Source organism: Paenibacillus sp. J22P90, from assembly GCF_059692195.1.
Genome location: NZ_JCAUAY010000014.1, coordinates 82,382 through 106,986, shown reverse-complemented (window position 1 = coordinate 106,986; position 24,605 = coordinate 82,382). Strand labels below are relative to the sequence as shown.

General features: G+C 47.4%; 16 protein-coding genes. 3 read left to right on the top strand and 13 right to left on the bottom strand.

Translation table 11 applies throughout. The features are described 5' to 3' along the window. Positions 1 to 7: 7 nt before the first annotated feature. From ssuC to AC58UX_RS30330, 3 genes are read right to left on the bottom strand one after another with little or no spacing between them, the layout of a single operon-like run. Positions 8 to 790 (bottom strand): aliphatic sulfonate ABC transporter permease SsuC, encoded by a 783-nt coding sequence (gene ssuC / locus AC58UX_RS30340; protein ID WP_497259804.1) that lies wholly within the window; start codon positions 788 to 790, stop codon positions 8 to 10. After that, a complete protein-coding gene (gene ssuD / locus AC58UX_RS30335) occupies positions 759 to 1,943 on the bottom strand; it encodes an FMNH2-dependent alkanesulfonate monooxygenase (protein ID WP_497259802.1) in 1,185 nt (394 codons plus the stop codon). The genes ssuC and ssuD overlap by 32 nt, the downstream gene beginning before the upstream one ends. 38 nt (positions 1,944 to 1,981) lie before the next feature. Next, on the bottom strand, positions 1,982 to 2,974 hold the full coding sequence (locus AC58UX_RS30330; RefSeq protein ID WP_497259800.1) for a sulfonate ABC transporter substrate-binding protein: 993 nt from the start codon (positions 2,972 to 2,974) through the stop codon (positions 1,982 to 1,984). 374 nt (positions 2,975 to 3,348) lie between these two features. Here AC58UX_RS30330 and AC58UX_RS30325 point away from each other — a divergent pair, with 374 nt between their 5' ends. Together AC58UX_RS30325 and AC58UX_RS30320 are read left to right on the top strand one after the other, a co-directional pair. Continuing rightward, a complete protein-coding gene (locus AC58UX_RS30325) occupies positions 3,349 to 4,449 on the top strand; it encodes a glycosyltransferase (protein ID WP_497259798.1) in 1,101 nt (366 codons plus the stop codon). Positions 4,450 to 4,574: 125 nt separating this feature from the next. Further along, positions 4,575 to 5,975: a glycosyltransferase family 4 protein gene (locus AC58UX_RS30320; protein ID WP_497259796.1), complete on the top strand. Its 1,401-nt coding sequence runs from the start codon at positions 4,575 to 4,577 to the stop codon at positions 5,973 to 5,975. Positions 5,976 to 6,026: 51 nt separating this feature from the next. Here AC58UX_RS30320 and AC58UX_RS30315 read toward each other — a convergent pair whose 3' ends face one another. From AC58UX_RS30315 to AC58UX_RS30305, 3 genes are all read right to left on the bottom strand, one after another. After that, the gene (locus AC58UX_RS30315; protein WP_497259851.1) at positions 6,027 to 7,520 is read right to left on the bottom strand and encodes a protein adenylyltransferase SelO; all 1,494 of its coding nucleotides are present in this window, start codon (positions 7,518 to 7,520) and stop codon (positions 6,027 to 6,029) included. A gap of 367 nt (positions 7,521 to 7,887) precedes the next feature. Then, complete coding sequence (locus tag AC58UX_RS30310; protein WP_497259794.1) at positions 7,888 to 8,763, bottom strand: sugar phosphate isomerase/epimerase family protein; 876 nt, start codon at positions 8,761 to 8,763, stop codon at positions 7,888 to 7,890. 5 nt (positions 8,764 to 8,768) lie between these two features. Then, positions 8,769 to 10,055, bottom strand: a complete 1,287-nt coding sequence (locus AC58UX_RS30305; RefSeq protein WP_497259792.1) for a hypothetical protein — start codon at positions 10,053 to 10,055, stop codon at positions 8,769 to 8,771. 237 nt (positions 10,056 to 10,292) lie between these two features. On the opposite strand from AC58UX_RS30305, the gene AC58UX_RS30300 reads away from it, so the two are divergent. Further along, entirely contained in the window at positions 10,293 to 10,925 is a 633-nt protein-coding gene (locus tag AC58UX_RS30300; protein ID WP_497259790.1) for a DUF2306 domain-containing protein, read from the top strand. A gap of 56 nt (positions 10,926 to 10,981) precedes the next feature. On the opposite strand, the gene AC58UX_RS30295 is transcribed toward AC58UX_RS30300, so the two are convergent. The 7 genes from AC58UX_RS30295 to AC58UX_RS30265 form a co-directional block, all read right to left on the bottom strand. Continuing rightward, positions 10,982 to 12,202 carry an ABC transporter permease gene (locus tag AC58UX_RS30295; protein ID WP_497259788.1) on the bottom strand — a complete coding sequence of 407 codons (1,221 nt, stop codon included), beginning with the start codon at positions 12,200 to 12,202 and terminating at the stop codon, positions 10,982 to 10,984. 17 nt (positions 12,203 to 12,219) lie between these two features. Continuing rightward, positions 12,220 to 12,933, bottom strand: a complete 714-nt coding sequence (locus AC58UX_RS30290) for an ABC transporter ATP-binding protein (protein WP_497259786.1) — start codon at positions 12,931 to 12,933, stop codon at positions 12,220 to 12,222. Between the two features lie 514 nt (positions 12,934 to 13,447). After that, a complete protein-coding gene (locus AC58UX_RS30285; RefSeq protein ID WP_497259784.1) occupies positions 13,448 to 13,678 on the bottom strand; it encodes a hypothetical protein in 231 nt (76 codons plus the stop codon). Between the two features lie 82 nt (positions 13,679 to 13,760). Continuing rightward, positions 13,761 to 15,104, bottom strand: coding sequence for a glycoside hydrolase (locus AC58UX_RS30280; RefSeq protein ID WP_497259782.1), 1,344 nt, complete (start codon positions 15,102 to 15,104; stop codon positions 13,761 to 13,763). A 129-nt stretch (positions 15,105 to 15,233) separates the two neighbouring features. Next, on the bottom strand, positions 15,234 to 16,322 hold the full coding sequence (locus tag AC58UX_RS30275) for a response regulator (RefSeq protein ID WP_497259780.1): 1,089 nt from the start codon (positions 16,320 to 16,322) through the stop codon (positions 15,234 to 15,236). Between the two features lie 18 nt (positions 16,323 to 16,340). After that, positions 16,341 to 18,131, bottom strand: coding sequence for a cache domain-containing sensor histidine kinase (locus AC58UX_RS30270; protein WP_497259778.1), 1,791 nt, complete (start codon positions 18,129 to 18,131; stop codon positions 16,341 to 16,343). A gap of 180 nt (positions 18,132 to 18,311) precedes the next feature. Then, complete coding sequence (locus AC58UX_RS30265; protein ID WP_497259776.1) at positions 18,312 to 24,605, bottom strand: fibronectin type III domain-containing protein; 6,294 nt, start codon at positions 24,603 to 24,605, stop codon at positions 18,312 to 18,314.

The following is a 24,605-nucleotide window of genomic DNA, read 5'->3' as shown; positions in this document are numbered from 1 at the left end:
CTCTCCTTTATGGTTTTAAGAAATTCGGATGCCACTGAAGCCAAGCGCGTTCCAATATCTTGGCGATATAGTCAGATATTTTACCGAGCAAAGCATACACAATGATACTGAGAATTACCACATCCATTTGCAAAAACTCTCTGGCATTCATCGCCATGTACCCAATCCCGGAGCTGGATGAAATCGTTTCTGCGACGATTAAGGTGATCCACATAATGCCTAACGAGAACCGTACGCCAACTAGAATCGAAGGAAGCGCACCGGGAACGATGATTTTGCGAAATAAATGAAAGTGACGAAGCCCGTAAACGCGGCCCATTTCGATTAAACCTGGATCTACAGATCGAATGCCATGGAACGTATTTAAATAGATAGGAAAGAACACACCTAACGCAACTAGGAAAAGCTTTCCTTCCTCACCGATGCCAAACCATAGAATGACGAGTGGAATCATCGCCAGATGCGGAATATTCCGCAGCATTTGGACGGATGTGTCCGTAATCTTTTCAAGGATAGGAAAAAGTCCATTAATCAAGCCCAGAGCGAATCCGATACTGCCTCCGATGGCAAAGCCGATAAAAGCTCGTTTGGAGCTGGAACCGATATATTCAAACAAGGTCCCCTTCTCTGCCAAATGAATGCCGGCTGCTAATACAGCGGAAGGTGTCGATAGAATTCTCGTCGAAATGATGCCTAACTGCCCCAGTAACTGCCATAGCAGGATGAGTACAATCGGAAGCGCCCAGGGAAGCAGCTGTTTAGCCAGAGACTTTGACAGGTTGGCTTTCATCGGACCGAACCCCCTTCGCGGGCTTCGGCAACTCTGTGTTGGCGATCAGCTCTCCAAACGGACTAACATAATTAGCAGTTGTACTCGTTTGCTTCTCATTCGTTTTCAAAGGTAAATGCGGGAAAAGCAGCTCCGCTGTCCGGTAAGCTTCCTCCAAGTGCGGATAGCCGGAGAAGATAAAGGTTTCGATCCCTAGCTCGGCATACTCCTTCATGCGCGTGGCAACCGTCTCTGGATCACCTACTAAAGCTGTCCCCGCGCCGCCACGTACAAGACCGATGCCTGCCCACAGATTCGGGCTGATTTCTAATTTGGACCGATCGCCATTGTGCAGCTCTGCCATGCGGCGTTGGCCGACAGAGTCCATGCTGGCAAATATTTTTTGTGCAGAAGCAATCGTCTCATCATCCAAATGGGAAATTAACCGCTCCGCATCTGCCCAAGCTTCTTCTGAAGTTTCACGCACGATCACATGTAGACGAATGCCAAACTTCACGGTACGTCCGCGCTTCGCTGCGGCTTCGCGAACCGTTTTGATTTTCTCCGCAACTTGAGCTGGAGGCTCTCCCCACGTTAAATACACATCCACATGATCCGCTGCGACCTCGATGCCAGCAGGTGAAGAACCACCGAAATAGAGTGGCGGATACGGCGCTTGGATTGGCGGATAGACGATCTTGCCGCCTTTAACCTTCAGATGTTCACCCTCGAAATCAACCTGTTCACCAGCAAGCTCTTTCCGCCAGATATGCAGGAATTCGTCGGTCAACTCATAGCGGGCATCGTGGTCCAAGAAGAGTCCTTCCGCTTCCATCTCTTTGGCGTCACCACCGGTCACGACGTTGATTAACAAACGGCCATTCGATATGCGATCGAAGGTGGAAGCCATTCTGGCCGAAAGGGTCGGCGACATCAGACCTGGTCTGATCGCGACCAAGAATTTCAGCCGCTCTGTGGCAGGAATCAGGGAAGATGCCGTAACCCATGCATCCTCGCAGGATCTTCCTGTCGGCAGCAGTACGCCGCCATAGCCTAACTGATCTGCCGCTTGCGCAATCTGCTTCATGTAGCCATAATCGACGGCGCGCGCCCCTTTCGTAGTTCCAATGTATCTGCTGTCTCCGTGTGTCGGAATAAACCAGAATACTTCCATCTTCATCGTCTCCCTTATTCGTTATGAGTAGCTCGAACCTATTTCGTAGCTGGCAATACGGCATCTTTAACTTTTATTTCTTTCGGTATTAGGCCAAGTTTGAAAAAGGTATCGGCAATTTTCTGTTGTTCACTGATCAATGCATCATCAATTGGTTGAATGCCGTACGTTCTGCGTTTCGCTGCGCGTTCCAGGGAAGGTACATCAATGCCCAATTGTGGCGACAACGTCTCGGCCAGTTCTTTCGGATGATCTTTGGACCACGTATCCACTTTCGCCAATTGATCTAAAATGGTTTTGACCGTATCTTTGTTGTTTTCCGCAAACGTGCGGGTAGCTAAATAAAATTCATGGTTGGAAACTGTGTCTTTGCCATCTGCCAAAATTTTGGCTTTGGCGGACGTCTCTGCTGCAGAGAAGAACGGATCCCAGATTACCCAGGCATCTACGCTGCCTTTCTCAAAGGCTGCTCTAGCGTCAGCTGGAGGAAGGAAGGCTACTTCAATATCCTCATATTTCAAACCAGCCTTTTCAAGCTGCTTCACTAACAGATAGTGCACGTTAGAGCCTTTGTTTAAGGCAACCTTCTTCCCTTTCAGTTCAGCAACGGATTTAATCGTTGACTTCTCTGGGATCAGGATCGCCTCACTAGCCGGACTTGCTGGTTCATGCCCTAAGTAAACAAGAGGCGTTCCAGCAGCCTGTGCAAAAATCGGCGGTGCTTCACCGGTATGTCCGACATCGATACTGCCAACATTCATCGCTTCTAGCAGCTGAGGGCCGCCAGGAAACTCCGTCCATTGAATGGTGATCCCTTTTTCCTTCAACACTTTATCCAGCTCGCCGTTCGCTTTCAGGAAGTTCACTGTGCCGTATTTCTGATAGCCAATGCGAAGTGTTGTTGTTTTTGCTGCTGCAGTTGCCTTCGTATCGGCTGAGCCCGTTGTCGCCTTGGATCCCGCTCCACAACCACTAAGCACCGAAACTAGTAAAGTGGATAGAACAAGACTCGTGATTAGATTTTTTTTCATGATAAAGCCCCCCTTATTTATAATTGTTTGTTTATCTCGTACCGAAGGAATACAAAAAGGAGACACAGCTCTCCCTAATGGAAGTTCAGCATGTGTCTCCGGTGGTCCGGTCGATACAATATTATTCTGATAAGATTACTTGGTTTTAATTTACCAACATTTGTTTGATACGTCAATAGTTTTTTATTGAAAAAATATTCTGCCATTCCTATGTGAGAATTAAAGCATATTTTTGCCACAGTCGGAGATCTCGTTTCAGCTTGGGCGGCAATATGGATGCCTGACCATACCGATTCCACATTCTAACATAGTCTATATAGACCCTGAAGTCGATCAAGCTTCATTAAAGATTTATATGGAAATGGAGGATCTATGTGCAGATTGTAATTCGACATGTTTTCTATGAAGCTACCGGATATGGGAATAGTGCCCGGCAAATCGCTTTGGCTATGGATCAAGCAGGTGCGGATATTAAGCTGGAAGCAATGGGCAGAAGAGACGAATTTTTGGATCCTACTATGGAAACTCGGCTGCGGCAGCTGGAAAACAAACCTTACAAGGACGATAGAATTTTATTACAAGTTGGAACCGATTTAACGGATGAGGATCGTAGGCTTTACCGGAAGATTGTCAATTGTTCCATGTGGGAAACGAATAAAGCTCCCGCTCCTATGGCGAACAACTGCAATAAATTCGATGCAATCATATTACCCAATTCATTTAACAAGCAAGCTTTCTGGGATGCAGGAGTCCGCACTCCGCTTTACATTGCCCCTTATGGCGTAGATTCCAATCTCTACACATCGGAAGGCGTAAAGGAAAGATTCGGAGAGAGCGACAACACATTCCTATTCCTCTCTGTTTTCGGCTGGTCCTACAGAAAAGGCCCCGACGTCCTGATGAAAGCTTTCCTGGAGGAATTTGAAGCAGATGAACCAGTAGCGCTAGTTATTAAAACACATGGAATGGAAACTCAGCAAAAACCCGACCAAGATAGCTACGAATCCATCATCCAATCCATCAGAAAAACACGGCTTCCCAAATTGAACATCGTGACCCGCGTTATGACTTCAGATGAAACGGCAGCTATGTACCGTGGAGCAGATTGCTTTGTTCTATCCACCCGTGGAGAAGGGGTTGGATTACCTGTATTAGAAAGCATGTCTAGCGGTGTCCCCGTAATTGCAACCGGCTGGAGCGGTCTTGTTGACTTTTTGAGCCCCGACAGCGGCTATTTACTTCCCTACAAATTAGTTCCTGCTGGAAATGTGCATTATACAAATTTGTACGGTAAGGATCAATTTTGGGCAGAACCTGATCAGGGAGCGCTGCAAAACTTAATGCGCAGGGTCTATGTACGTCGGCAGGAAGCGAAAAACAAAGGAAAACAAGCAAGGGAAATAGCTAAGTATTGGAATTGGAACCGTACCGCCTATGCGTTTATTGATGCTTTAAAGCAAATTGCCGGAACCTGAACGATAACGTAGAATCGAGGTGATTGTGAATGCGGATTGGCGTAGATATGATGTACGCCCAGGATGATTGTGCGTTTCACGGCATCGGAAATTATTCCTTTGGGCATATGACACATCTGGCACAATTGCCTGATGTTGAATTGTTCATGTTCCAGCCTGATTTCCGGAATATGACTCGGGAGCTTTATGTGGAACAACTATCTCAATTCATTTTAAAAAATAATCTCGATTTTTTTCACTTCCCGCATCCTATCATGGTTCCATTCCCGGATGTGTTTTGGAGCGGGGAGCTGCCTAAGGTTAGGTGGACGGCTCTAGTGCACGATATCATTCCTTGGGAATACCGAGATTTCTATCTTTCTACGGGAGAAGCCCGTTTATTTTACAAGCAGCAGTTAAAAATGCTTCAGCAGATGCATCATCTATTTACAAATTCGGAGTATACCCGTCAGGATCTGGTTCGACTTGGCTTTCCTTCGAAAAAGATGACCAATATTTCTGCAGGGTGCGACAATTCGTTCTTCCCCCTGGATCATGTCGACCTTGGGGGATTCTCCCACATTTTTGACATACATGCTCCCTATATACTTGCTTTTACTCCGAGTGATTTCCGAAAAAACGGGTATAGGCTAATTAGTGCATTTGCGCAGACTGTGAGAGAAAAAGAGGAGCCCTGGCAGATTGTTTTTGCCAATGACACTCCTAATGGAGCTTTATGCCAACGTCTGCGAAATTTAGCTGAGGAAAGCGGAATCCCCGGATGTCGTATTTGCTTTACGGGCAGAATTTCCAAATCGCAAGTCCTGCGCCTGTATAACGGGGCTAAAGCCTTAGCTATGCCGACGCTCTATGAGGGTTTTGGTCTTCCCGTATTAGAGGCTATGCAGTGTGGTACTCCAGTGCTTACTTCTACGGAGACGAGTATGCCTGAAGTAGGGGGTGACGCAGTCGTATTCGTAGATGCTTATAACATTAATGATATAAGCAAAGGATTGAATAAGCTTTTGTTTGATGATTCTTTGAGACGGAAGCTCAAAACCCGCGGTTTGAATAGGGCTAAACAGTTTCAATGGAACAAGGTTGCAGAGCATACTTATCATGTGTGCCAACAGATTATGGCAGCCGATGGCGGAGCGATCGGCCTATTCGAATTGAAGGCAACAGATGTGAGAGAGATAAGCATTCCTGCTGAATTCTATGCAGCTCATCCCTGTTCTGCTGAATCAACTCCCGTCGTACCCCCTCCTGCCATAGGCAGAGCCGTATCTACGGAGCCTCGCCCGAAGCGGGGCAATCCATCTAAAAACGCCAAATTCCTGCCAACAAAGAGAACTAAAAGCAAGAGGAAAATAATTCGTTTTAAAAAACGCTCCACACAATCGCGCAACAAACGAAAGCTTGTACTAAAGCAGATAAGAGGGAAAGTCGTAAAAGCCCGCAATATTAAAAAGAGAACGCGAATAATTCGAAAGACAACCAAAGTAAAGAATGTCTCCCTGGCTAAAGCCAAAAGACACAAAAAATGAACATAAAAATAAAGGAGCTAAGCGCAGTATGCGTCTTAGCTCCTTTTCCGTTTAGGTCCCGCAATAGGTTTGATAGGCACAGGCAGATGGCGCAGGCAATGCGGCGTACTCTGCCTGATCATCCGTGTGCGCGAAAGGATTGGCTAGCACAGCTAGCAATTGCTCCATCACGCTAATGTCACCATGTTCGACAGCTTCTTCCAGCGCTTCCTCCACTCTGTGGTTGCGCGGGATGACCGCAGGATTGCTGCTGCGCATTAACTGCTGCGAGGCAACTTTGTCTTCTTGCTGCCTGCCCAGCCGCGCCTGCCATTGCTCCCGCCATGAAGCAAATTCTGGGGTACCGAACAGAGCTGCGTCGTCCAGCTTATCAAAAGTTAAGGCAACGAACGTATTCGTATAGTCCGCACTGTTCTTCTCCATTAGGCTAAGCAGCTCTTGGATCAGCGCCATATCCGCTTCCTCTTGCCCAAAGATCCCTAACTTCGCTCTCATTCCCGTGAGCCATGTTTGGTGATATCTCGTTGAAAACTCGGATAAAGCACCCTCGGCCAGTTTGATTGCTTGCTCTTCATCCGTATGCAGCAGCGGCAAAAGCGTCTCAGCAAATCTTGCAAGATTCCATACGGCAATGCGCGGCTGATTTCCATAGGCGTAGCGACCGTGAGTATCGATGGAACTGAACACCGTTGCTGGATCGTAAGCATCCATGAAGGCGCATGGACCATAGTCTATGGTTTCCCCGCTGATCGCCATGTTGTCGGTATTCATCACGCCATGAATAAAACCAACAAGCTGCCATTTGGCGATTAGATCCGCTTGACGCTTGATCACCTCCTGAAGGAAGTGGTGATAGCGGTTTGTGCTTGAGTCACCCTCCGCTTGCGCGGCAACTTCGGGATAATGCCTTTGCATAGTGTAATCCGCTAGGGCTTGCAAGTCCTCTGCCGTGCCATATTGTGCAGCATACTGAAAGGTACCTACGCGGATATGACTAGCGGCTACGCGAGTCAGCACAGCGCCAGCAAGTTCGGTTTCACGGTACACAACATCACCCGTTGTCACCACTGCTAGGCTGCGCGTCGATGGAATGCCAAGCCCGACCATCGCTTCGCTGATGATATATTCACGCAGCATCGGTCCAAGGGCTGCGCGGCCATCGCCTCTACGGGAATACGGCGTTCTGCCGGAGCCTTTGAGCTGAATATCCACCCGCTCCCCGGACGGCGTGATCTGTTCACCCAGCAAGATAGCCCGGCCATCCCCGAGCATGTTAAAATGCCCGAATTGATGCGCCGCATAAGCTTGCGCCAGCGGTACCGCCCCTTCGGGAATACGGTTGCCCGCAAGGGCAGCTACGCCCTCTTTACTTTGCAGCGCTTCGGCGTTTAACCCTAGGGTTGCTGCCAATGGAGCGTTAAGCACAACTAACTTCGGTGAGCGTCCAGGCGTCGGGTCCAGCTTCGTAAAAAAAGCTTGCGGCAAACCCGCATAACTGTTGTCAAAGTTCCAACCTGTATGTGTACTAGCTTGGTTATCTGTCATTGCAGCTCCTTTTTCTTGCAGAAATCGCGTTTCACTTGTCATTTACTTCCTACTCCTATATTATACCTTTTCTGCGCAGATGACACCTTATCCCTCAACGTTATAAGGTTCTGCCATAACGCTATTTGCTCCACATGCATCTTCTGGGAAAAAGTAGCGCTACGAAATAACGCTATTTCGATCAAAATGAGCGGAATGCGGCCGTTTAGATCAAAATAACACTCTACCATAACTCTATTCTTCTGAATTCTCTACCAGACGAGCAATTAAGATGTTTTCATAACGATATTTTTGCTAACGAGCGTCTTCTCCATGTTATAGACAAAAAAAGGTTGAACAAGGATCACTCCTCGTTCAACCTTTATCCCTACTCGCCAGAGGCTCGTTTCCAGCAAGCTTCCGCGATGCTTTTCAGCAACAACGCCTGCTCCCAACGGTTGGAGAGCTCTTTGCCATCCGCCCCGATGATCGCATATGGCGCAGGTCCAAGCTCGCAAACAAACGGCAGCACATCGCCCGGCTTAGCTCCCTGCAGCCAATAGCGCATCGCTTGCGTCCACCATTGCTCAAAGCGCCCCAGCATCGCATCGGAGTAGCCAACACTTACTTGAATTTGCTCACCTGAGGAAATTCGGCTATGAATGACGGACGTGCGCTGCAGCACCGTGTCGAGTAAAAGCTCTGCTTTTTCTTGTCTCTCCGTCATTTCCCCTGCTAGCACATAGTGGGAGATGTCGAGCGTAAAACGCAAGTCCGGAAGCGCTTGCGCGTATCGTACGGTGCGGATCAAATCCTGTGTAATTTTGCCCCGATGCGTCTCGACATAAAAAGGAACTTGGTGTTCAGCCGTCACGGCACCGAGCTCAGCCAGGAGCCCAATGGCCTCATCCCCCACAGTAAACGAATCTGCCACCTGCGCATTCACATACAGCATATCGATATCATTCGCATGCTTCATATGCGCAGCTAAATCGCCGCCGCTGAACGGAAAGCAATGTGTACCGAAGCTGAACCCGTATTGGCCCAGCAACCCTTTCCACAATTCTCGATGCTCAGCCTCAGGAACTCTCCCTAAAATACCAGTAAAGCCAGCGTTCGCAATTCGCTCGAACTTCGCTTCTAGCGGCAGTTCCGTCCCATCTGGCCCCAGCGCCATCATCGCCCACATGGATTGTTGGATTTCCAGCCGTGGAGGAAGATTAGAGCCATCATTAACACGTGCGTTATCAAACTTGGTCGTCATCTTCGTCAGTATCCTCCTAGGCTGCCTGCCGGTTTGTTTTTGGCTATATCACCATGCGCCTGCATGTACACAGCGCGTTTTTGTACCGTTCTTTCCGCTTCCTCTTGCGCCGCACGCGCATCCCCGCCATGAACATCTTCAATCATCCAACGCTGGCCGAACCCTGCATGCACAACTTCATCTGCCCAGTCAAAATCCTGAAACGTCGTCATGAGCGGATCCTTCGCAACATCTCGGCAAAACTCCCACTCCTCGCGCTTACCTGGCGGATACTTCATGGCCGCCTTTTCAATGGCGATCGTCAGATGCGAGTATGCTTCGGTGCCCTCGAACAGCTGTGCTGTCATATCGTACCACCCCGTCCAGTTTGGGAATTGATACACATCGTACCCCTTCACCCGAAGCGCTGCCTCGCCAAACCAGCTATGACGCACTTCATCCCACATATGTCTAGCCGTGTCGCGATAGAACTGCCATGGCTTGCCCTCTGTTGTGAAATGAACATAAGCTACGCCTTCCGCAGGAGACATCTCGAAATAGCGAGATAGCATCATTTGCATGAAACGACCTTCCTCGTTGTCTGGTATGTCAAACCCTTGCATTTTCACAACTTGTGACTGAAAACGACTGTCTCTCGTACTCGTGTGCGGCATAACGAAAGGCTCCGTTACGAACCGAACAGCTGGATCCACAGGAATCCGTTCTTCCCATCCCGTAATCCCCCCTGCGGCTGCAAGGAGCTGTTCCACATACATTCTCCAGTGCCCCGCTTGTTCCTTCTCAGCTTCGGATGCGGTTTGCAACAAATACTGAAGCGCATTGCGTCCCCAATCCATTTGCTCCTCGCGATCAATAAGTTGATGCTTCAATATATGCAGCGTAGGCTCATCCACCAACGGCTGCGCTTTGCCCCGATAAGCATGGATCGCCGCAATTTGTGCCGGTTTCACCACTTCAAAAAGCGCTGTCAACAAACACAAAGTCGTCCCCGAGTTCAGCACCGTTTGCATCAGCTCGTTTAGCGCTACATCTGGGCATTTATCGAATGCCACGGTGCTCATGCGCAGCTGCTTAATCCGAGTACGGAATTGATCATGGTACTCCGCATCCTGCGAGCTTAAGCGCGCAAGGGCTCCTTTTATTTCATATTCAGGTCTAGCAGCCATATGACCGGCCTCGATCCGCATCAATTGACGGTCTACATAGGCAATACGTTGTAATGCTTTGGCTGATTCCTCTACAGACATTCCGATACGATCCCAATCTTGGATTCCCATAAATGGATGCAACATATATACTCCTCCAGTATCTTTGCACTATTTTGTTACTCATGACCTAATCATAGTGGTAATCTGCATTTAGATACATGCATTGAATGACATAACAATTTGCACTAAAATACATAATTCCCAGGAGAGTATTTCCTCGTTACTTCCGATTGTTTAGTTTATTTTAATAATTAGATAAGCGCCTATTTAGATTTAAGTTGTACTATGAGAGAGGAGTGAGTAAACAAACGGGGGCTATCTATGAGTAAACAGCTAGGAATTATCTCAATTGTCATCATTATTGCGGTGGCGGTCGTGGCGATATTCCCTTATATCACCTTAAATCCTGCGAATAGCCGAGTTTTAATTAATAAGGATTTCTCACTGCACTACACGGTGCTCACGCTTCATATTGCACTTGCACTGATCGGGCTGATCAGCGGATTATTTCAGTTTCACGCACGCTTTCGAGCAAGTTATCCCGCATGGCATCGGGCTTTAGGCCGCATTTATGTGAGCAGTGTGATGGGCAGCGGCATCCTGGGTCTCGTCTTAAGCTTTTACGCGGAAAATTTTACGAAAGCTATGGCTTTCCTCGCTCTTAGTGTGCTGTGGCTCATCACGACCTGGAAAGGATTCCGTTATGCGGTCAAAGGACAAATCCCGCAGCATCGCAGCTGGATGATTCGCAGCTATGCGGTCACCTTAGTCGCTACCACTTCCAGAGTGATCGTGCCGGTTTGCATTTTGCTATATCTGGCTATGCATGGATTCAAACTTCCCGAAGGTGGTAGGGAGCAAATGGTCGCTGATATTTTGAACATTAACGTTTGGATTGGTTTGTTAATAAATCTGTTAGTCGTGGAATGGTACCTGTTGCGACCTCGAAAATGAAAAAAGGTTAGCCATCGTGCTTGGCTAACCTTGCTAACTCCCTGTGCTCGTACTACTCAGTACCAGCTCGTAAACACCGATGAAGTTCCGTAAGCTAACGGCACCGCGGCTCCGATCATCACAATCGGCCCCCACCAAGTGAACATCGAGATGCCTGCAACTAAGCTAATAATTACGAGTGCCGGCAGAACTAGGATGGGAATGGCGGTTTGAAGCGCCTGGTGTTTCATCGGATCTTGAATTGGAAAAAGTGACAAAAACGGTGTCGTCAGCTCATCCTTACAGAACGATTTCCGCCAGAAGACGAGTAGGATGGCCGCGAGGACCCAGACGAGAATTTTTATCGCACCAGGCAAAATAAACAAGGCTCCGCTGATGACGATCACAAATTGAATCGATTGTCGCCATTGTAGACCATTGCGGAAATAGGATTTCACTAACAGCTCCGCAATCCCATTGCCAGCGCCCTTGCCTTTGATCAATCGCTGGGATCTGCTGAATAAAAGCGGGTACCTGCGTGTCGGCTTTCTTTTCCGCTCCATTACACGAATTAACATCAAGGAGACGATACGCATCCGCGCATCTCGCTCTCTTGCGACATCTGCGAAGAAGGTCCCTTTTTCACGCAGCCGCGTCCGGGTTAGAAGGATGAAGGTTAGCAGGCCTAGCCCTATGGCAGCACAGCTAATGAGAGTTTGTTCCGCGATTTCCGTGACTAATAGTTGAAATAAGACGAACCCGCCTGCAAATACCACAATGCGCAGCAGCCAGAGTACGAATCTCTGAAAGCGAAGTGCAAGCAGTTGGCGAATGAGGCCAATATTCAGCTTCACCACATACGTCAGCAGCCAGAAGCAGATGACCTGCGTGACGCTATACGCATAAACAGGCACTAATAATGGCAGAAAAAGAAGCGTTGCCAGCAACGAAGTAATCCCTTGCAGCACCACCGAATACCGATAGCCGAGATGCATGAGATGTCGGAACCAGCTTTCATTTTGCCTGAGAAATAGCTGATCTCCCTCTTCCACAAAGTAACGCAGGGTACCCAACCATGTGAAAATATAGAAAAGGGTTGCCACCGTATGAATCGAAATCCCGCTTAACCATGCAGGCGGCGTCATGTACCACGCATAATAATGATAGCCCGCAACGATCAGCAGCGGAATGACAAAATAAATCGCGATCACCCAATCGACTGCCATACGCAACGCCCGAATCTGGAAATGTATGTCTGAGCGAACTCTACGTGTAAAAACCTGATAGCTGCTGTTCAACCCACTCTCGCCCCCTCTCATAATAAAGAATGGAAGCAGTCGAACAAGGTGGCATCCGGCATGTCGCATTGTTGTTGGATGTCTTGCAATGTACCGTTTGCTACCAATCTGCCGCCCGAAAGCAGCACAAATGAACTGCAGATCCGCTCCGCCGTATCTAACACGTGGGTACTCATCAGGATACCTGCGCCACGCTTGCGTTCCTCTTCCAGCATCCCCAAGAAATCCTTAATCGCCTTCGGGTCTAAGCCTATGAACGGCTCGTCCACAATGTACACATCCGGTTTATACAAAAAGCCAAGAATGAGCATGATCTTCTGCTGCATCCCTTTCGAAAATTTCCCAGGCAATTGATGCTTCTCATCAAGTAGACGGAAGCGGTGCAACAGATCATCTGCTCTCTCTAGAAACACCGTGCGATCCAGCTCATACACCGAAGCGGCGAATTCCATATGCTCCCAAAGTGTCAATTCATCATACAGAATCGGGTGCTCGGGAATATAGGCGTAGCTTTTGCTCTCACCCATAAAGGAGATTTTGCCTTTAAAATCCTTCAGTAAGCCGAGGATGCTCTTAATTGTCGTACTTTTGCCGGCGCCGTTCGGTCCTAACAATCCTACAAGCTCACCTTGCCTCACCGTGAACTGAATTCCCTTAATAATATCCGGCACCTCATCGTACCCGGCTTGATCAATATGTACATTTAATACGGCTAACCGTTCGTCTGACATTCCACTTTCCTCCAATCACATACACAATGGCAACATCGTATCATGAAAGTTTGCCCAAAGTATGAAGATAAGATAAAAACCTCTAAAAGCGGTCACCTGGTAATAAGTGATCGCCTCTAGAGGCCGCTTACAGCAATATGAGCTTACACGTAGTGAAACCTAACATGAACGCTTAGTACCATCTCAAAGCAACAGGCAGACATTGGATAAACAAAACAACGTCCTTCATGCGTTTCATCATCGTATTCACCCTTTCAAAAAGACAGAAAACGCCTATCCTGTGGTAGGATAGGCGCCATTGCCTCGTATATTAGTTGCACAACGTTGTGCGGTTAATTGAATTATAAGGGGAGAGATTTTATGTGTCAAGTATTATTACATTAAAATTATGAAAGTGATAAAAATAAGGTTTTTAGATTTTTATAGTCACATAACATGACATCAAAGCGTTTTGATCGTGTAAGTAAAGACCCTCACCCAGCCATGCTGGGTAAGGGTCTCCTCTTTACCACGCCTACTGCTGCACCTCATGCACACTGTAGCTATTAATGATTGCCGCCGCAAAGGTCACGCGGTTATTCCGAAAATAGTGATATAACATACGAGCCTCAGCAGACTCCTCATCATAGCGCGCAAAGTTAAAAAAATCGTCGTCGGCCCAGCCTTCACTTCGCAGGCTCTCTATGGATTCTGCGATTTTGCTAGGAATGACGGGTTTACCGATCTTCAACGCTTCCGTTGTCATAGCTTCAACGCCACCTCTCACTAGAATCTATCACTCTAGTAAAAGGATGCCCAAATCAGGCTGCGGTTAAACTACTATCCGCTTAGTACTCCACATAGCTTGTCACAGACTTAGCCGGTAACGTTACGGTAATCTCTCCGCCGGTCACAGCGATGTCCGTTAATTTAGCTAAATCCTCGGTGGCGCTTGTTCGTCTTCCAGACACATTAGCCATCGTTAGACCGCTGATCGTCGTCGTAATTGCAGACGTACTATTATTTATCAGCACGACCGATGCGCGACCCGTGCCATTCTTGCCCCCGATTGCAACAAGGTTGCTATCGCTCGAAGCCGCCAGGATGCGAGTATCATCCGGCCGCAGATAGCGGCTGAATTGGCCCATCACATACAGCCTTTTATTCACGGTGAACGCGTTATTCGCGCCTAAATTGATGAGCCCTTCACCTGATGTGCTGGCAGCAGGATTCACCGCCCACCAATACAACCAGCCCCGCTCGCCTCGCTTCAAATCGGCAGCAATCATATTCGCCCACTTCAACCCATCCGTGATGCTCGGATCGTTGGCGGTTTGGAAATTACTAACCTCAGTCGCGATCAACGGCTTCCCAAAATGATTCACATCGACATACGTGCTGTAATCATGCACCGCGACAAAATCCAATTTATCCCGTGTCGAAGTACTAAAATTGGTCATATAGTTGTTCGAAGCGGTTCGATTCGAACCCTCCGGCGCGCCGACCAACACGCCCTGATTCAAGCTGTGAACAGCATCAGCCACCTTCGCAGATACTTGATCTAACTCACTCGTCGTATATTGCGCCGAAGCGTAAGGCGTAGCTAAATCCGGTTCATTTTGCACACTGACCCATTTAATATTAAAACCGAACACATTCCGATATTGATTCACATACGTTTTCATGTAGTTGGCAAAATTATCGTACTGCGAGGTGCTCAAATGCCCTCCGTTGTTAGGCGAGCCGTTCGTCTTCATCCAGCCGGGCGGACTCCAAGGCACCGCATAAAACTGGTTCATCCCGCGATTCTCCGCTTCTTGTGCGAACCAGCGCTGATGCAGATCCGTGTTCCAATCGGTCACACCGGACGAAGGCATGAACGTCGTCTGCACAGCATCCTGCGCAGCCGTATACGGGTTGATCTCCATCCTGACGATCGATAAGCCCGCATTGGAGGCATCCGTTCGAAACAGTTTATCCAGAATCTGCGCTTGTGTAGCGGCGTTATAATTCGTTTTCAACTCATTCACGGGGTGGTTGGCTGCGGCACCGAATCCCCAAATCGTCTGATAGGTAGTTTCCTTATACAAGGTCACTGTACTTGCTGCCAAAGCCGGTGGAGCTGCACTTACCAACATCGCGACGGTTAATCCAATTACACCATAAACCTTCTTTCTTTTTGAAATCATCATCCATGCACCTCTTTTTCTCAAATTGGCCAGTGCTGACCTCCCTCTAAGATAATCTGAAATCGCTTCCAAAACACTGAGGTAAAAAGGTTATTTACTGCACGAATGCGACGAAAATGCCGCCAAAGTGCCCTAATTACCTCCAAACCGGTCCTTATATTCCATCGGGTTCAAGCCATGATATTGTTTAAAAATACGCGAGAAGTGAATGCTGTTCTCATATCCCACCTGCAGGGCAATTTCGTAGCTTTTCAAGGAGGAAGTGAGCAGTAAATCGCGTGCTTTCCGCATTCTAACGTTGACGCAATACGTCCAGATCGTCATACCTGCCTGCTCTTTAAAAAGCTTCGCTAAATACGATCGGCTCATCGCGACGTGGTCCGCCAGCTCCTGCAGACCCCAGTTCTCTGCGTAATGCACCTCGATATACCGTTTGACTTGGTCGACTACGCTCTCTTTTTGCAAGTTTTTCGCTTTGCGCGCACGATCCATGAGGATATTCGCTGCCTGCTCCAGCCGCCTAACTGCACATAGACGGAAATACTGCCGCACATCGGATTGCTTCAAGCTTTGCTCGCCAAGCTCGAAATCTTCGCCTTCCTCGTAGTTCACATGGATATCCTGCTTTTTCAGCTCTTCAATGACAAGCGACGTCCATGCCATCGCCAGTTCGTTGAGTAATTCATAACGGCCTTCGACCCATGCCTCCAATATCGCAAGCGTATCGACAATGATCAGTGGCTGACCATGCAAATAAACGGACAACACCATTTCTACCCAACGGTCCAGCATAGGCTTATACACGGGCAGCTTGTGCAGCAGGAGCTGATTCGCTTCGTTGCGGCGGGTGCTGCGGACTCTGTTGCACGCTTTTTGCACGGCCTCTTGCAAGAGGACGCTATCCATCGGCTTCAGCACATAATCCACAGCGCCGAGTTCAATACTCTTTTTAGCATACTGAAAATCATCATAGCTTGAAATCACAATACAAATCATCCACGGATAGAGCTCATTGATCTCCTTCATTAATTGCAAACCGTCGACCAGGGGCATCCGAACATCCGTCATACATATATCCGCAAAATGATCCTTCAACCAATCCAGTGCCTTCCGGCCATTAGGTAGCGTCGCCGATACCGTGACTCCCTCCATGTCAGCTACTTGGATCGCCAAGCTCTCCCGAATCAAATCCTCATCATCCACGATCATAAGTCTATTCATCTGTCCGTGGTCCCCTTTCTATTTGTCCAGCTTATCGTGCAATGGCAGCAAGACCTCCACAACCGCTCCACCCGTAAGAGGATCATTAAAAAACGTAATCTTAGCTTCGCCCGAATAAAACATATGCAAACGGTAAATCAAATTCGACAACCCGACCTGATTGTGCCGATACTGATGAGCATGCGAATCTGCTTGCTCTTGCCGTAATCTAGCCAGCGTTTCCACTGAGAAGCCAGGACCATTATCTCTAACCGTCAGCAAAAGCTTGTCTCCATCCACAACTTCCCCGCTAACATGAATATGTACGGATTCTCCGGTCGTTTCTCGGCCGTGTTTGATACTATTTTCCACCAAAGGCTGCAGGAGAGCTTTCGTACATACTGCTTGCAAATGCTCTTCTGGTACCTCGATACTGTAGGTGACTTCATCTTTAAATCTGACTTTCATAATGGTCAAATAATTTTCCAAATGCTTGATTTCCTCTTTGAGGATGACCTGCATATTTTTAAAATCCGACGTATACCGCAGCATATTGGAGAGATTTACAGCCACATGACCGATGTGCGATTGCTTGGAAATGACAGCCATGGAATTGATCGTTTCGAGTGTGTTATATAAAAAATGGGAATTAATCTGCGACTGCAATGCCGATATGACAGCCCGATGTTGAAGAACCCGCGTCTCCGCGTGATCATGAATCGATTGCTCCAAGTGACCGAGCAGATTGTTAAAAGAAATACTTAAATCAGCCACCTCATCAATCCCCTCGACCTCGGCCCGCAAATGGAAGGAGCTGGACAGCTGCATCGCTTTCATCATTTTACGTAAACCAAGAATTCGCCTTGTGATCGAAGAAGCTGCAAAATAGGTGAGCAACACCGATATAATCAACGCCGAAATCGCAATAACAATCGTGACATTTCGGGTATAATTAATACTTTGGGCAATTTCCTGATAGGGCAAAATCGCAACAATTTTCCACCCCGTCATCTGAATGGTTTGAAAAATAATGAGCTCTTTCCCCGACTTGTCGAAGACAGACCCCTCCTGTTGATCTTTCACCGCCTGCACGATATGGTCATCCATATGCCCCATGATTTGTTCGGAGAGGGAATGATGAATGATCGTACCTGCCTGGTCCATAACGACCGCAACGCCCGAGTTGGCAATATCAATTTGTGACATAACACTCTGCGACGGTTTTAGTGAAATATCAAATTTCAGATACCCGTTAGTCAGCTGTTTAAATAGGGTCAGAACAGGAATCTTCATTTTCTGATTCGTCGCATCGATATAATTTTCAGAAATGCCGGTAATAAATTTGACCTTCTCATAATTGCCGCTTTGCGCGAAATACGGTTCATTTTTGATCGAATATTTTAGAGGGAGCGCGTAGGTGTTGACGAAGTGCTGCTCATACCCGCTCGGATTCACTAAGGTGACCGACAAGACCTCTGGATATTGCAAAAATAAGCGATTCAAATAATTGTCCTTAATTCTCTCGTACGTTCGGATGAGCTCCGAAGAAACGGTCGGCGACGAAACACGCATCCAATCCCGCACTTCCAAACTGTTGCTTAACATAAGAAAGGCCAACTCATACTGCGAATAATAACGGTTTAAGTTCATGTTCGCCTGCTTGAGTACCTGCATACTGAGATGATCGATGTCTTTTCGAACAGAGCTTGTCGTTTGTATATAGCTGGAAATGCCGATTGTCGACACGGTAAAAATTAAAATCGTCACGATGATGGAGATCAATCTCCATTTCAGAGAACGCTTCAGGGTCTTGACCATAATGGTGAGCAAGTGGATATTCCTCCTGTGAAAAGCGATGGTGATTTTAGCGTCTAGTAGTTAAATAATATGCCCAATTTGGGACTAGAGCAATGAGGTAAGCGTTTTATTTACTGCAGGAATCGTACTTTTTAGTATGAAAATATGACAAAAACCGTGCCTACGGATAGGCACGGTTCGAGAGTTTTATAATTATTGGTAAATGTACTGGAATAATCTGTACAGCATCACGGAGGTTTCAGCTCTAGTGGCACTGCCTAACGGATTGACTTTACCGGCGTTGCCTTCCACGAAACCTTGCTTGGCTAGTGCTTGAATGGCCTCGACTGCATAAGTGGCGATGTCAGCTCCGTCCGTAAATGGTGTTACGTTATTCGCTTTAGGCAATGACTTGTTGACTTGTGCCAATGCTCTCGTGATCATGACGAACATATCTTGGCGTGTGATGCTTGCCTGCGGATTAAAGTGCTTATCATCCATCCCATTGACGATGCCAAGTTTATTCGCGATGCTAACAGCCCGCTCATAGTAGGCACCTTGTGGAATGTCTGTGAACTGCGTCTCCGCCGTCGCTTGTAAACCAAAGGTTTCGACAAGCAATTTCGTGAAATCTGCTCGAGTGATGGATGCAGCCGGGTTGAACGCTCGCGCACTAACCCCTTGAATAATCCCTTTCGCAGCCAGCGTTTCGATGGATTTTTGCGCCCATGGTGTGGCATTCAAATCTTCAAATGCAGGCTTGCTGTAGGAAACTGCGTACGTACTGAAATGGTTCGTGCTGAATTTGATTTCTCCAGTTGAAGCATCGTAGCTGCCTGTTGGTACTAGCTGAGCTTCTCCCTTAGTGTTCACGTACCAGACGTTGAGCAGCTCAGGATGTGCTTTCTCTTCTGCCGATAGAACGTATGGAATGCTTACCGATACTGTCGTGTTCTTGCTCTCGAATTTCAGCGGTTGTCCGGATGCTGTGAACTGCAGATCCACGACGACACCTGTTTTGCCTTTAAGATCGGTTTGTGCTGGCAGCTTATCGATCGAAATGTTAATCGTGATACTGGATTGTTTCGCTGCCTCCGTGTTATTGGCAAGCACATTGCTAGGTAAGACAATCGTGCCAAGTTGTGTAGAAATGATCAACCCGTGTGTGGATGCTTGCTGGGTTAGATACTCCGTTGGTAATTCAAGTGCATAGCTGTTAGCACCTGCAACTTGCGGTAGTTGCAAGATGACAGGTTGTTTGCCTCCACCTGATTGTGCTTCCGTTTTCTTGAATGCTTCCTCCAATGTTGCCTTATCGATAGTTGCGGTTACTTTCCCCGCTTGCGTCGTTACGCTTGCTGGCGGGAACGTAATTTGCGCTTCCCCGTTGCCGACGGTAATCGTTGGCTTGGCAGGCGGGGGTGATGGCGTACCCGTTGATGGCACATCTGGGCTAGAAACAGCTTGTGTTCGGACTTGCAAGCTCGGTCCAGTGCTAGACCAGTTGTTCGCCTCATCGGCGGCTTCCACTTTAAACGTATACGCTGTGTTCGCTGTTAATCCTGTTACCTGCCAGGAAGTGTTGGAAGTTGTTGCAATGACTTCCCCATTCATCAGCAGCTTATACTGGGTTACGCCCATGCGATCAATCGCTTGGCTCCAGGAGAGCTGCACGGTTGTCGTTGTTACGGCTCCGTGAGTCAGTGCGCTTCCCGCAGGCCATCCTGGTGCTGTAGCATCACTCGGAACTGGGATTTCTGGATCATTCGTGCTCGGTCCGAATACGGTCGCGTTGCCGACGAAGTCCTGTGCTTCGACTTTGTAGACAGCTGAGGCACTCGGAGTCCCCATAATGGTGTATGCTGTGGTGCTACCCTCAACTTGCGTGATTTGAACGCCATCCTTATATAGGATATATTGTTTAATCCCTACGTTGTCTTCAGCCGCATCCCAGTGCAGGGTTTCCCGGTCTGCCTCACTTGCAGACGTGATGCGAGAACCTGCAGGCCATTGTGGTGTAATCGTATCTAGTTTCAGCGTGTGTACGGAGAGGTCTAGCGGTTGTGAATGATTGCCCGCATCATCTACTGCAAACACGGCAAATGAATAATCGCTATTAGCGTTCAAACCATTTACGTAGTAGCTTCCTACATAAGGTGCAACCCGTGCAATTTCCAATCCATTCTGTTCAATTCGATAGTGATGAACGCTTGTATCATCCGTAGCCGCTGCTGCCGTCCAATTCAGTTTCAAACCGAAGGGAGAAATATCCGTATTTGTCAATAAACTTCCTAAGCCCCATCCTGGTGGAACCGTGTCTGGCGCGAGTGTCGTTACATGTACAATAGATCCCGAAGTGCTATTGCCTGATGTATCGCGTGCATTCACATGGAAAACGTAATCCGTCCCTGGAATAAGACCTGATACGCGATAAAAGAGCATATTACCATAGACAGAGCCTACAACGCTATTTCCATTATAGATGTCATAAGCTGAGATACGATACTGATCCACAGCTGCTGGCCATGCTAAGGTTACGCCGAAACGAGTCACATCTGATGCGGTAAAAACATCATTCGGTGACCAGACTGGCGCTGAGCTGTCCGCAACTGGTGTCGTTAGATTTATAGATGGTCCGCTGGTTGATTCTAATCCTGAATTACTTGCCTCGATTTTGAATGTATAACTAGTTGATGGCGTTAACCCCGTCACTTCATAGCTATACACATCGGATCCAACGGTTGCGACTGGCGATCCATTTTGATAAATCGTGTACCGATTTACACCCAATAAATCCTGTGCACTCGACCAAGTTAACTTGGCTGACTTTGGCTCAAGTTGGCCCACATTCAACGTACCATTGGTCCAAGTAGGAATTGAGGTAGATACAGGCATTTGATCCGTATTAACGGTTAAGAACGGCCTATTGCCGGCATCTGCTGCCGATGTATCTTTTGAAAAAACTTCCATGAACCTATTTAATGATTTATCATCTTTAAGCTCGAAGGAGATTGTTTTATCGCCATTGAATTCCGCAGCAACTTGAGCAGTTACTGTAAATTGCTTTTTCGTACCTTTTGTTGCATTTATTAAGTTTACCGTTCCAATTTTTATTGCTGATGAATCATCAGGCTTATTATTCCAGTAAATTCCTGACTCATTCCAAGCTGTGCTACTGGTTGCATTCGTGATTGGATCGAAATAGTAATCACTCACCGGATATAGACTCATATTATTTTCTTGCGTCGACGCTTCTAACGCATACACAGAGAAGGTAACCGTGGCATTCGTCACACTACCTGTAAGTGTAGATAAATCGAATTTCAGAAACGCCCTTCTGTTTGTAGTACTACCAAGTCCCAGGTCGCCTTTTATCCTTAATACATTTGTATTGAAATTTGTACCTTTTCCACCTTTATCTGAATCTTGAACAAAAGCGTCGTTAGTCGGATAAAGAACAGTTTGTGTGTTCACTACACCGGAAATCGTTGTAAGATTAACGGTTGGACCGAGGATGGACCAGTTACCGATCGCATCTCGGGCTTCCACGCGGAATGTATACGGTTGTCCTGCTGCCAAACCAGTAACAGGCAGACTCTGAACATTACCATACACATCGGCAATTACCGTATTATTATTAAACACGCGATAACCGGTAACCCCCAGATTGTCTTGAGCTGGCGTCCAATTTAATGTCACCGTTTTATCGGTCAAGGTGCTGTAAGTTAACATTCTGCCAATTGGCCACATCGGTGCCGAGCTGTCAGAATTAATCAGTGTTTGTATCGTGGTTACTGGGCCAGTCACCGACCAATTATTACTCGGATCACTAGCTTCTACCTTGAACGTATATGAGGTATTTTGTGATAATCCTTCCACTCGGAAAGAGTTCGTTGTCGCTGGCAGCGTCACAATCTCCTCATTCCCTTGTAATACGCGATACGCAGTTACACCACGAGCATCCTGAGCAGGGTTCCAGTCCAGCTTCACACTGTTCGCTGTCAATTCAGTCGCATTCATTGGGGGAGAAGCCGACCATGCTGGAGCAGTCGTATCGGTCACGCCCACTGTTCGGAATGTCACAATTGGTCCGCCTGCAGACAAGTTACCTTCCCCGTCTTTCGCTTCCACACGAACTGTATAGAGCGTGTTCTCGGTTAATCCCGTCAACGTGTACACAGGCGAGGTGGTGTCACCAGCAATTTGACCATTGACGTAGATACGATAGCCTGTTACACCATCATTATCAACAGCTTGCGGCCAAGCAAGCGATGATTCCGTTTCAGTTAGATTGGAAACCGTTAAATATGACCCTTTACTCCACCCAGGTCTCGTCTGATCTGCAGGCGAGCTAGCTGTAACTTGCATATCTGGACTTCCAATTGACAAATTACCGTTCGCATCCACGGCCTGGACACGTAGAACATAAGATTGACCTGGCGTTAGTCCTGTCACATCATAACTAGTCACATTGGCTGCTGTTTGTGTCATGAGATTGCCGTCTTTGTAGACGCGGTAGCCTTCCACCTTCTTATTATCATGCGCTGCTGGCCAATGGAAGGTCACCGATGTTGGTGTCGCCTCCGAAACGGTGAATGTACTGCCATACGGCCATACTGGTGCTGTAATTTCTGCCGTTTGCGTTGGAAGCGGCAAAGGTACGAAGCTCGGTGTTACATTGCCTTGAGACGGCGCCCCCCAGACGACGGAGACTTTATTCTCTTGACCTTTTAGCAAAGAAGCCTTAACCGTCTGACTTGTACCATTCCGCGTAACCGTGATGTCATAATCCCCATAAAACCCGCGAGTTTGATACTGACCAGCCGCATCAGTTGTTCCATTCACGTCAGTCCACCATGCTCCGTAGATCAGATTGCGCCATTGCACACCTGATGGCTTTAATGTCCAATCTGATTTGAAAAGCGGTGCATTACTCTGCCAATGGGCACCATCCCAGAAGCCCCACATGGTGAATGATTCCACATTCGGATGGCTAAATGAAGCCAAAAGGATATCTCTTGTAAACATCCCTTGAATATCTGCCTTTGGTGAATTCATATCAAATTCTGTAATCGCTATTTCTGGTGCATATTGTGTAAAATGTGTAAGTTGATCATAAAAAGCCATCGGATTAACCGGCGTACTTCCAAAGTGAGCTTGTATACCGATGCCATCAATCGGTGCGCCATGATCCTTCATGGATTGTAGAATAGACGAGAAATTCTGGATGACAGGAGCATCCATGCCTAGAATCTGCGTTTCGTTCGCATATAATTTGGCCGTGGAATCCGCTTCTTTGGCCATTTTGAACCAATTCGCCATGAGTGCACCCTGATCAGCATACGTACTGCGAATCATGCTATTGAGAACAGGCTCGTTCAGCACATCCCAATCGTACAATCTCCCTCGGAAGTAGCCCCCGATCTCATGAAAGTGATCTTGGATCCTTTTTTCTAAGGAAGTTTTATTGCTCAAAAGACCAGGAATATCCGCTGGCATTCGGGAGGAACCATCCCATAATAGCACATGCCCCCGAATATCGAAGCCATGTTCACCTAACCAATTGTATAACTTAACCGTTTCACTTTTATCCTTTTCCCAGAAAGTCCATTTCGTACCATTTTCCATAACGACAGAGTTAAAATTTTCCTTCAGCTTCGTTCGATACGTTTCTGCATTCTGATCGGTTCCGAATAAAACGTCCCCATTGACGGCAGTACCAAACTTGAAGTCATGGTTCGTCATCTGTACATGCACTTGAGCATCCGAGATAGGTTGGCCATCTGCGTCCTTCACTTCAACCGTTAGATCACCTTTACGAATTTGCTCGATGCGAGCATTGGCCGCTGCACGCCAAGGTGCATCTTCTTCCATACCCTCATATGTAACAGGTGTGCTTGGTAAGCTTTCAAATGTAACCGCTTTCTTATAATTCACAACTTTAAGATTAGCTACTTCGATCACCTGTGGTTTGAAGCCTAGACGTAAGGCAATCTGTGGGATATTCGCCTCCATTAATAAAGAGGCTTTAATCGGCAGAATAAATTTTTTCCACTGTGCAGGAATAATCAACGTCTCATTAATGGATTTACTATTCGGTGCTACTGATTCTTCCATTACAAACCCCAAAGTACCCTCAGCAGTCTCAACTGTCGAGCTAATTGTTCTAGCGTAGAAAGTTGCCAAAATGACATCATCTTTCTCAATTCTTGCCTCAATCGGAATAACATATTGTAAGAGATACGTACTTGCGGGTTGCACATTCGTCGTAAAACGCAATGCTTCAGTAAAGGATTGTCCCTCTACGGGTGCAGATTCAAAAGTACCATATGCCGGAGCCAAAGGATTGAGCGCAGCTCCTGCCTTTTTCAAATCCGAAACGAGCACCTCACTATCAGCTACTTGCCCCAATTGATCCTCTGTCAACACCTGGGCCAAGGAAATCTTCGGTTGGAACGGCACCACCAGCATCGTTCCGATTAACAGGAGAGAGAGTAATCTTCCCAT

Bases quoted from the DNA above. Each gene is read 5' to 3' on its own strand.
- AC58UX_RS30310 (WP_497259794.1), bottom strand. From the start codon at position 8,763: ATGACGACCAAGTTTGATAACGCACGTGTTAATGATGGCTCTAATCTT.
- AC58UX_RS30280 (WP_497259782.1), bottom strand. From the start codon at position 15,104: ATGATGATTTCAAAAAGAAAGAAGGTTTATGGTGTAATTGGATTAACC.
- AC58UX_RS30275 (WP_497259780.1), bottom strand. From the start codon at position 16,322: ATGAATAGACTTATGATCGTGGATGATGAGGATTTGATTCGGGAGAGC.
- AC58UX_RS30285 (WP_497259784.1), bottom strand. From the start codon at position 13,678: ATGACAACGGAAGCGTTGAAGATCGGTAAACCCGTCATTCCTAGCAAA.
- AC58UX_RS30315 (WP_497259851.1), bottom strand. From the start codon at position 7,520: ATGACAGATAACCAAGCTAGTACACATACAGGTTGGAACTTTGACAAC.
- ssuD (WP_497259802.1), bottom strand. From the start codon at position 1,943: ATGGAAGTATTCTGGTTTATTCCGACACACGGAGACAGCAGATACATT.
- AC58UX_RS30300 (WP_497259790.1), top strand. From the start codon at position 10,293: ATGAGTAAACAGCTAGGAATTATCTCAATTGTCATCATTATTGCGGTG.
- AC58UX_RS30290 (WP_497259786.1), bottom strand. From the start codon at position 12,933: ATGTCAGACGAACGGTTAGCCGTATTAAATGTACATATTGATCAAGCC.
- AC58UX_RS30265 (WP_497259776.1), bottom strand. From the start codon at position 24,605: ATGGGAAGATTACTCTCTCTCCTGTTAATCGGAACGATGCTGGTGGTG.
- AC58UX_RS30305 (WP_497259792.1), bottom strand. From the start codon at position 10,055: ATGTTGCATCCATTTATGGGAATCCAAGATTGGGATCGTATCGGAATG.
- AC58UX_RS30330 (WP_497259800.1), bottom strand. From the start codon at position 2,974: ATGAAAAAAAATCTAATCACGAGTCTTGTTCTATCCACTTTACTAGTT.
- ssuC (WP_497259804.1), bottom strand. From the start codon at position 790: ATGAAAGCCAACCTGTCAAAGTCTCTGGCTAAACAGCTGCTTCCCTGG.